General features: G+C 53.4%; 8 protein-coding genes. 6 read left to right on the top strand and 2 right to left on the bottom strand.

Going from position 1 to position 9,940, the window contains the following annotated elements; all coding sequences use genetic code 11:
• The first annotated feature begins 84 nt into the window (after positions 1 to 84).
• From H5U02_11735 to H5U02_11715, 5 genes are all read left to right on the top strand, one after another.
• A complete protein-coding gene (locus tag H5U02_11735) occupies positions 85 to 1,263 on the top strand; it encodes a sigma 54-interacting transcriptional regulator (GenBank protein ID MBC7343089.1) in 1,179 nt (392 codons plus the stop codon).
• A 208-nt stretch (positions 1,264 to 1,471) separates the two neighbouring features.
• Positions 1,472 to 2,320 (top strand): xanthine dehydrogenase family protein subunit M, encoded by an 849-nt coding sequence (locus H5U02_11730; protein ID MBC7343088.1) that lies wholly within the window; start codon positions 1,472 to 1,474, stop codon positions 2,318 to 2,320.
• A 12-nt stretch (positions 2,321 to 2,332) separates the two neighbouring features.
• Positions 2,333 to 2,818 carry a (2Fe-2S)-binding protein gene (locus tag H5U02_11725; GenBank protein MBC7343087.1) on the top strand — a complete coding sequence of 162 codons (486 nt, stop codon included), beginning with the start codon at positions 2,333 to 2,335 and terminating at the stop codon, positions 2,816 to 2,818.
• Positions 2,802 to 5,090: a xanthine dehydrogenase family protein molybdopterin-binding subunit gene (locus H5U02_11720; protein ID MBC7343086.1), complete on the top strand. Its 2,289-nt coding sequence runs from the start codon at positions 2,802 to 2,804 to the stop codon at positions 5,088 to 5,090. Before H5U02_11725 ends, H5U02_11720 begins: the two co-directional genes overlap by 17 nt.
• A 132-nt stretch (positions 5,091 to 5,222) precedes the next feature.
• A complete protein-coding gene (locus H5U02_11715; GenBank protein MBC7343085.1) occupies positions 5,223 to 6,881 on the top strand; it encodes a carbon starvation protein A in 1,659 nt (552 codons plus the stop codon).
• Between the two features lie 592 nt (positions 6,882 to 7,473).
• On the opposite strand, the gene H5U02_11710 is transcribed toward H5U02_11715, so the two are convergent.
• Positions 7,474 to 8,073 carry an ANTAR domain-containing protein gene (locus tag H5U02_11710; protein ID MBC7343084.1) on the bottom strand — a complete coding sequence of 200 codons (600 nt, stop codon included), beginning with the start codon at positions 8,071 to 8,073 and terminating at the stop codon, positions 7,474 to 7,476.
• A gap of 227 nt (positions 8,074 to 8,300) precedes the next feature.
• On the opposite strand from H5U02_11710, the gene H5U02_11705 reads away from it, so the two are divergent.
• Positions 8,301 to 9,332: a flippase-like domain-containing protein gene (locus tag H5U02_11705; GenBank protein MBC7343083.1), complete on the top strand. Its 1,032-nt coding sequence runs from the start codon at positions 8,301 to 8,303 to the stop codon at positions 9,330 to 9,332.
• Positions 9,333 to 9,336: 4 nt separating this feature from the next.
• Here the strand turns inward: H5U02_11705 and nadE are convergent.
• On the bottom strand, positions 9,337 to 9,940 hold a 604-nt coding region (gene nadE / locus H5U02_11700; GenBank protein MBC7343082.1), incomplete at its 5' end, for an NAD(+) synthase.

The raw sequence follows: 9,940 nt of genomic DNA, 5'->3' as shown, positions 1-9,940 counted from the left end.
GGCCAGATAACCATGTGCAATGAATCGGCCTCGCAGTTGCTACGAATGCCGGCCGCCAGCATTTGTGGGCGCCCTCTAAGTAAGTTGTTTAATAAGCTTACTCTGCCAAGCGACAGCTCTGGGTTCAGGACTATAAGTCAGGAGATTGCTTATTCTCACTTCAAGAACAGGGTACTTCGGTTCTATGGCGTGATTACGCCTATCAGATACCCCAACGGTCGGAACGGATTTATCCTTTCTTTTCGACCTCTAAAAGAAATAAGGTCCTTTGCTTCCAGGCTATTTGCTGACCCTCCCAGCGTTGGCCTGGAGGATATCCTAACCCAGGATCCAGAGATGGTGCAAATTAAGAACTTGCTAGGGAAAGTGGCTGTCACTGACGCGACGGTGCTCCTACGAGGGGAAAGCGGTACCGGCAAGGACTTGTTTGCCCGAGCCATTCATACCCTGAGTCATCGCCGCGATAAGCCGTTTATCAGCATCAACTGCGGGGCCATTCCCGATGCTTTACTAGAGAGCGAGCTCTTCGGCTATGAAGAAGGGGCCTTTACGGGGGCGAGAAAGGGTGGCAAGCCAGGCAAATTTGAGTTGGCAGATGGAGGTACCGTCTTCCTAGACGAAATCGGGGATATGCCGCTTAACCTGCAAGTCAAGCTGTTAAGATTTATTGAGCAAAGGAGCGTTGAAAAGGTGGGCGGGACTGCGCCCACCCGAGTGGATGTTAGGATTATTGCTGCCACCCACCGTAACCTTGAAGAAATGATTGCCAATAAGCAATTTCGGGCTGACCTCTATTACCGCTTGAGCGTTATTCCCATCACCATCCCTCCATTGCGACAAAGGCGAGGCGACCTAGAGCTTCTTTCTCACCACTTCGTGGCTAAATATGCCAAGAGAGCCGGCAAATCAATTCGCGGAATAGATGAGGAAGCCATGAGGTTAATAAAGGCGTATGCTTGGCCGGGAAACGTGCGGGAGCTTGAAAATGTATTGGAATATGCGGTCACTATGGCTACAGGTGAGTGGATTCAGGTATCTGATTTTCCGTTGAGCTTGCAGGCGATCAAGCCCTCATCGCCAGGTTCTGGCACCAATAGGCCGGTATTAAAAGAGCTGGAGAAGACTGCAATTATTGAAGCTTTGCAGCGGTTCGGTACTGACGTGAAAGGCAAAGAAATGGCCGCCAAGCATTTGGGAATAAGCCGCGCTACGCTATACCGTCGGCTGAGGGAGTTGCAGTCCAGCGGTGGAATTATCAACTGAGATAGCATGAGAAATCTCGTCTCAATTTAAGAAAAGTCACCCGTGTTTCTTGGGTGGTTTTGGGCTCAGAAGGCTGGTCTTCAGGTGTTCTTAACCCTGAAACCGGCCTTTTTGTATCTCTGGTATGCGTTTTGCAATAAGTTAGGGTGTTTGAATCGTGGCGCTGACATTTCTTTATACCGGGCTTTAATTAAAAGGGGGTAAAAGGATGAAACTGCCAAGCTTGTATGTTCCTTCGAACTTGCAGGACGCCCTAGCTCGGTTGAATGCTAATTCCGGAGCTAGACCCATTGCTGGTGGAACTGATCTGCTGTTGGGTGTTAAAAGGGGCAAAATATCTTGCTCGGAGATGGTTAATCTGGGATCTCTTTCTGAGCTCAGGTATATCACGCAAGAAGGGAATCGGATAAGGATTGGCGCTCTGACTACCATTGCTCAGATTGAGAATTCGGATTTAATTGCTAGATACATTCCGGCGGTCACTGCAGCGGCCAGTTGCCTGGGCTCATGGCAGATACGTACCACGGCTACATTGGGAGGCAACCTTTGCAATGCCGCACCCTCGGCGGAAATGGCACCGCCGCTGATTGCCCTGGGAGCAGAGGTGAGGTTGGTAAGCCTGGGCGGAGATAGGACTGTGCCGCTGGAATCGTTTTTTGTTGGCCCCGGATCAACCGTTCTTCGCCCCGGAGAGATTCTCCAGGAAGTTATTATACCGATTCCTACAAGTGAGGTTCAGACCACATATCTACGGCACTCGTTGAAGCGTTCTACCGACATTGCTGTAGTTAACGTGGCGGTTGCCTTAAGGCTTTCCGCTGGGAAGGCGGAGGATGTTCGCCTGGTTTTAGGGGCGGTGGCGCCCACGCCTATAAGGGCAAGAGCTGCTGAAAGTATTCTTGAAGGCAACTCCCCAACCATGGCCACGATTGTTCGGGCAGCTGAAGAAGCATCCAAGGAATGCAGTCCTATTAGTGACCTCCGCGGTAGTGCCGACTACCGGAGGGAGATGGTGCGAGTTTACGTAAAGCGGGCTCTTGCCAACTGGGCGGCTTAGGAGGTGGTCAATTTGAAGCAGGAGATCAGCTTAAGGATCAATGGCGAACAATATCAAATAACCACGGCACCTGAACGCTTATTGGTTGATGTGTTGCGTGAAGACCTGTTATTGACTGGGACCAAGAAGGGTTGTGCTGAGGGAGAGTGTGGCGCCTGTACAGTGCTAATTGACGGCGAGCCGGTAGCTTCCTGCATGACGCTGGTGGGGCAGGTCCAGGGCAAGGAAATTACCACCATCGAGGGGTTAGCTCGGAACGGTGAGTTGCACCCGATTCAGAAAGCCTTTGTGGAGCTAGGAGCTATTCAATGCGGATTCTGCAGTCCAGGATTCATAATGGTGGCCAAAGCGCTATTGGATAAAAACCCCAACCCTACGGAAGAGGAGATTAAACGGGCCATAGCGGGAAATCTGTGCCGCTGCACCGGCTACCAAAAGATAGTTGAAGCTATTCAGGCAGCAGCTAAGGAGATGGCAGGGGGTGGCGATGGTGAATGATTTCAAGGTCTTAGGCAAAGCGACGCCGTTAATTGATGGGGCCCTTAAGGCGACCGGTCAGGCCAGGTATACAGCTGACCTACACTTGCCGGGCATGCTCTACGGGAAAATCTTAAGGAGCCCTTACCCGCATGCTCGGATCTTAAACATCGACGTCAGCCGGGCAAAAAAGTTGGTTGGCGTAAAAGCCGTAATTACCCATGCCGATACCCCGGGGGTAAAGTTCGGGCCGGTTATTGATGACTGGTATATTCTAGCCAAAGACAAAGTCAGGTTCATAGGTGAAGAAGTGGCGGCTGTGGCGGCGGTGGATGAAGATACGGCCATAGAAGCTTTAGACCTTATAAAAGTAGAATACGAACCCTTGCCAGCAGTTTTTGACCCTGAAGAAGCGCTGGAGCCGGGTGCTCCCATAATCAACGAGGGCTGCGAGAACAACCTAGCTTTCAAATGGGAGGTGGACCGGGGAGATTTCGAGGCAGCGCTACGGGAAGCTGATGTGGTGGTAGAGGATACCTTTAGCACCAGCCAGGTCTACCAAGCGTACCTGGAACCTATGTGCGGAGTAGCGTATGTGGACGACAACGGTAGATACGTTCTCTTTGCCAGCACCCAAGTGCCGTCAAAGCTACGGTTCACCTATTCCAAGGGCTTAGGAGTATCCATGCAGGATATTCGGGTAATCAAGCCTATGATGGGGGGCGGGTTTGGCGCCAAGTTTGAGACTGCCCTTCATCCCATAGCTATGCTCTTGGCCCGAAAGAGCGGACGCCCGGTCAAGATCGTAAACGAACGCGATGAGGACTTCATGGCCGGCAACCCAAGGGTGCCGATGAAAATATTCCTCCGGATTGGTTTCAAGAAGGACGGCACCATCTTGGCCAAAGAGGCCAAGGTAATAGCCGGAAACGGCGGCCGGACCGTATACGGCCCGCCCATTCTGTCCACGGCATGTTACCGTACCGATCAGCTCTACCGATTTACCAACATCAAAACCCGTGGCTACTTGGCTTATACCAACACTGTTCCGACCGGATGCTTTCGTGGTTTTGGTAATGCCCAGATGACCTTTGCTTTAGAGTCGTTGCTAGACGAGGCAGCTGAAGAGCTGGGTATGGATCCGGCCGATTTGCGCCTCCGCAACGCTGTCCAGGATGGCCACTTGTCACCCCATGGGTGGTATATACCTACTTCTGGCCTATCTGAGTGCATTAGGCGGGCTACCCAGATGTCTGGATGGAAAGATAAGCGGGCCAGCGCAGCTCAGGGACCGGTGCGTCGAGGGATAGGATTGGCTTGTTGCAATCACGTTTCCGGAAACCGTCCCTTCTTCCGGCCGTTCGATGGGGCTTCCGCCATTATCCGCATTGGAGAGGATGGCAAGATCCTTCTAATCCATGGCGAATGCGATATGGGCCAGGGGCAAGATACGGTGTTTGCTATGCTAGCTGCCGAGACTTTAGGGGCTAAGCTCGAGGATGTCCGGGTCAGCGTGGTTGATACCGACATCAGCCCATTTGGCTTGGGGTCATTTGCTACCCGTGGTACCACGATTGGGGGGCACGGTGTGGTGGCAGCTGCCAAGGCGGCCCGGGCTAAACTCTTCGAAGCCGCGGCCGAGCTTCTCCAGGCTGAAGTCCAAGAACTGGATGCCTGCTCTGGCACCATCTTTGTGGCCAGCAATCCCGACAAGGCTATCTCCATAGCTGAGGCTGCCCGCCACTACATGTTCACCCACGGCGGTGGCCCGATAGTTACTCAGGGAACCTATGTACCCGATACCCAAATCCCAGATGAGAACAAGTACGGCAACCCTTCGCCCGTTTACCCCTTTGGATGTCAGGTTGCTGAAGTTGAGGTGGATACCGAGACGGGTTTGGTTAGAGTGGTTGAATTATGGGCCGTCCATGACGTTGGCCGGGCCTTGAATCCCATGGCCTTGGAAGGGCAAATCCACGGCGGGGCGGCTATGGGCATAGGCTGGGCTTTAACAGAAAACATGGTTACCGTCCAGGGAAAGGTAGAGAATGCAGGTTTCATGGACTATAGGATCCCCGGGTCTCGGGACCTGCCTAGATTCCACGTTGGCTTTGTAGAGACTAATGATCCCAAAGGGCCTTATGGGGCGAAAGGCATTGGGGAGCCGGCGCTTAACCCCACGGCTGCAGCTGTGGCCAATGCTATATGCAATGCCATTGGGGCTCGAATAACTAGTCTCCCAATTACGCCCGAGAAAGTATTGGCGGCGCTTCGGGGAAAGCGGAAGGACTAAAAACAGGATGGAGGTGAGATGTTTCCCTAATGGGGCCGTAGAGCGGAAATCTATTCGGAGATTTAATTAGGAATGGTTCAAGGGTACAAGTAGCCTGAGAAGCAAGCGTTTCAAAGGAGGAGGGATAGCAGGATGAATGCTTTGATATGGCTGGTAGGGGGTTACGGTCTCCTATTCCTAAGTCACTTTTTGCTCAAAAAGCCTACCGAGCGGATTTGGCCGCCAGACCCAAATCGGACTACCCCGGCATTGGAGAGCAAGGATAGCCGAGACTTTGCCAAGAATCACGTTGCCATTGTAACCGGTCAGTACTTCATGGCTATTGCTGGGCTATCACCTATTCTCTCCGCTATTATGGGCCTGTATTGGGGATGGATTCCAGCGTTGATTTGGCTGCTGGTAGGTGTTAGCCTCATGGGCACTCCTACCGAGTACATTCACATAATGGCCTCGGTGCGCAACAAGGGTGCCACCATGGGGGAGATAGTTAGAAAGGTCATTGGCGATGCTTCCGGGATTTGTGCAGCCATCTCCTTATGGTTTCTGGGCACCATCACTTACTCCATATTCATGACCACCATGGCCAAAACTATGGTCAGCATACCTATGGCTACTATTCCGACCATTGCTTTAACCATAATTGCAATTTGTTTCGGCTATTTAAGGAGTAAGAGGAACATACCCGTATTTAGTGGAACTGTAGTGGCATTGATTGTGTGGGCCTTTACGATCTACCTGGGGATTAAGTACCCGATCAGCTGGTCGTATGATGCCTGGGTAGTTGGGCTAATAGCCTATACTTTTATCGCGGCTTATCTGCCAGTATGGCTGATCCTTGCTCCTCGCGACTTCTTAAACTCTGGGGTTCTTCTCTTTGGAGCGCTTCTTGGGACTATTGCACTTTTGGCCGGTATACCGCACTTTACCATGCCTGCCTGGGTAGGTTGGGAGACGGCTCGGGGACTTTTGTGGCCGGCCATTATGGCCACCATAACTTGCGGGGCCATCAACGCCACCCACTGTATGATGTCGGCGGGTATAGCTTCCAGGCAGCTAGACAATGAAAAACACGCCTTTACAGTGGTTAGCCTAGGCACCAAGGGCGAAACTCTCTTGGCTCTTGTGACCATAGCCTTGATTGCTACTCACTGGGACTATGCTGGTTTTACTTCCACGGTGGTTAAAAACGCTGGGGGTGCTTTCTCGCAGGCGTTTGCCGCTGCCGCAAAAAATCTCGGTATTCCGGAGCACATCGGCTTGACCATGGGTGCCTTAACGCTAACCGGGTTCATAATCACCACCATGGATGCTTACGCCCGGGGTGCACGCTACTCTTTAGAAGAACTGGCCCGGCGGTTGCGTCCCCTTGGTGCTCTACATCTTGAAAAGCCCATCATTTCCACATTTTTCGTAGTCTTAATAGGCACATGGATGGCTCTTAAGACCCCCTTTAACCAGCTCTGGGCTGGCTTTGCGCTGGTTTCTTTGACATTTGCCATTTATCCCTACGCGGTGGTTTTGATCAATCGCCTGGAAGAAGGAAAGCCCATTGATGGCCATTTCATTACTTGGATTGTGGTTCCTGGGGCATTTATGTACATTAGCGGGCTAGCTGCGCTTCTTTACTTCATATATAGGTTCAGCACTGAAGCGCAGTGGACCCCCCTGGTTATGGCAACCTTCCTGCTCGTCCTATTCGTTCTGAGCAGTTGCCAAATCGCTGCTAAGGTGACGAAGCTTCGCAGCCAAATTGCTAAGCCACCTGAGGGAAAGGTTGTAGATCTTACCTAGGCCAGGCGGGATACAGTCGAATCATTAGAGCTGGGAGAGCCGGGCAGCCCTCGGGCTGCCCGGCTCGGTCGTCCAAGAATACCTATCCCAATGGCTGGCGCCATTACAACGTACTTAAGACTCCATTTGGCCCGTTGGCCCGGGCTGTACCTATCAAGCTGCGGCCAGAGAGCTTCGCGGAGAAGAGGACAGGCGGAAAGGGCTGACCGTCCGGAAGAGGCGAGCGGTGCCATAGGCCGCTCGGTACCCCGCAAAGAGGGTATTGCCAAAGTATTGGGACAGGCCAAGTTTGCAGACGATCTATATTTCCCGGGCATGCTGTATGCTAAAGTCCTGCGCAGCTCGTACCCGCATGCGCTCATCCGGCCAAGGAAAGTGGGTACTTTAATCCCCAAACCACTCCCATGGATGAAGAAACCGGACAGGGTGTCCCATACGCTACCTACCCCTGACTGCGGAGAGGGTATACCAGGCTTTGGTAGAGGCTGGCAAGCAAGGTTAGTTAAAAAACGGCTTTCGGTCGGGCCCCTGCCCCTGTGACTTCACAGGGGCAGGGGCCGGTTGGCTCTATTGTGCTTTTCCCCTGGCTTGGTCACTTTCTGGGTGGGGTGGGTTGGCTTGGCCCGCCGTTTCGGAGGATGGCTTTGGCCAGCTCGCCCATGGGAATACAGCGGTCCATGCTGAGGCGGCGCAGATACTGGTAGGCCTCGGCTTCTGAGAGGCCCATTCGCTCCATAATTATTCCCTTGGCCCGCTCAATGACTTTGCGGGTGGCCAGCTGCTCTTCCGCCCTCCGCTTTTCCTGCTCCAGGCGCAAGAGGCGGGTATAATTGGCATAAGCGGTTTCTACTGCAGCGATGAGGTTGGCTTCGCTGGCAGGCTTGATCAGGCAGGCCGAGACCCCGGCCTCGCCTATAGCCTCCATAATCTCGTTATATGGAGCCCTAATGGCCAGTACCACTGCGCAGAGCCGCTGCTCGCTGGCTACTCTGGCCACCTGCAACGCCCGGCGCCCGGGCAATTCGGCATCGATGATGGCTACATCGGGACGAAGCTGAAAGAGGATTTGTAGAGCCTTATGCCCATCGTTAGCTTCGCCCACCACCACATAGCCAGCCCGGATCAAGCCTTGTTTCCAGTCCTTTACCGACTCGGGGTCGGCATCGGCTACCACCACTCGAAGTTCGTACATGCTGCACCTCAAACTTAGGCTGTTACTCATTTTAGCACACCCGACCCGGGCCGACGAGGAGGAGGGCCGGTAGCCCCAAGACGGAAATTGTTGGGGCTCAAAGGAGTTGCCTTTGAGGGGCGGCCTGCATATTTTGCATTGGGCACTGCGATTTACACTTTCTAGAGGGATTGGTACAATTAAGCTGGCGTGGAAAGCCGCGGCTATGGGCATGAGGAGACTTATCGATGCTGAGCAGGCGACATCTAGCCGGGTTGGTAATGGCTCTAGGCTTTAGTGGCGCGGGAATGGCTGTATTGGCCGTCCTTAGCAAGGAAGGGCGGCAGCTGGCCAGCTACCGCCAGTGGGAATATGTAGGGTTGGCAGTGCTGATCCTTTTGGCTTTGTGGGTGACCGACGGTTTGCGCACCCAGGCGCTGCTTCGGCTGGCTGGCAACAAGATTGGGCTAGGCAAGGTCATTTCTATTAATCTAGCTACCAACTTTGTGGCCTCCATTACTCCCATGGGTGCTGGCGGCCCTCCTGCCCAAACCTACTTCTTATTTACTCAAGGAGTGAAATTGGATCAGAGCCTGGCCGTGGCCATAAGCCGGCTGCTTCTAACCATCCTTTTCTTCTTGATTGCCATTCCCTTGATTGTCTTCTTTTATTGGCGGGCGTTGGCCTGGGATTCCATGTTGGGGATTAGCATCGTCATCTGCTTTGCCCTGATCATTGTGGGCCTATCTTTTTTAATCTTTTTTATAACCCATCCTGCTAAAGTCCGAAGCATGGTCTCAGGGTTTTTGTCATGGCCACCATTTCGTCTCTTGAAGCTGGACAAGGATCGAATCGCTGACCAGGCGTACGAGGAAGTGATAGGGCTAAACTCCAGCTTACGCTTTCTCATGGTGGGTAGCCCGGCCATCACCTTGATGGTATTGATTTATACCTTGCTCTACTGGTTGTTTTTCTTTTCCTTGGCGCCAGTGTTGCTAATGGGCCTGGGCCTCAACGTTCCGGTCATGCTTACCATCGTAAGGCAAGCGCTCATCTACTTTGTGGTCTCTTATATACCAGTTCCAGGGGGTAGCGGGGTGGCTGAGATCGGGTTGGCTTCGCTGTTTGCTTCGCTGGTCCCCAAGATTTTTTTAGCCGCCTTCGTTGGCGGCTGGCGGGTTCTCACTTTTTACTCCAATTTAATTTTTGGCGGCATTGCCTTTGCCCGGCTCTCCAATCACCATCATCGGTTTGATGCGCCCCTGCCTCGGGGCTTCTGATTCCCTATCCTTCCAGCTCAGCCAAACTGGGGATGGCGGGAAGGCTACGCTTGTGCTGGCTGAGCTCCTTTCGGCGCGCCACTTCTTGAGCTAGATCCGGACTCGGCGCTTGCCCGAGGATCACCGCGTCCAGCTCGGCGTAGGTTATCCCCATCTCACCTTCGTCGGTTTGGGCTGGCCATAGGCCTGCCGAGGGTGGCTTGACAATGATGGGCTCGGGGATGTTAAGATAACGTGCCAGCTCCCGTACTTGGGTCTTGACCAAATCTCCCAGGGGCAGGATATCCACGCCGCCGTCGCCGTATTTAGTAAAGTAACCCATCACCAGCTCGCTCTTATTGCCGGTCCCTACCACCAGGTAGTTTTTGCTATTGGCAAAATAGTAAAGGGTGATCATCCGTAGCCGCGGCTTCATGTTGGCGATGGGGAGCCCCCTTTGGCCGCTATACTCCTCCCCGGTCAGCTGCCGGTACAAGAGGGCAAAGACCGGGTTTAGATCTACTTCCCGAACGGGGAGGGAAAGAGCGTTGGCCACCAGGTGGGCGTCCTCCCGGTCCCTGGGATCACTATAGCAGGGCATGATCACCCCTAGGCAGGCATGGGGAAAA

The sequence above is a fragment of the Clostridia bacterium genome (genome assembly GCA_014360065.1).
GTDB lineage: Bacteria > Bacillota > DSM-521 > Neomoorellales > JACIYF01 > JACIYF01.
The sequence above is the reverse complement of the archived record's forward strand: the minus strand, read 5'-3'. Positions and strand labels throughout refer to the sequence as shown.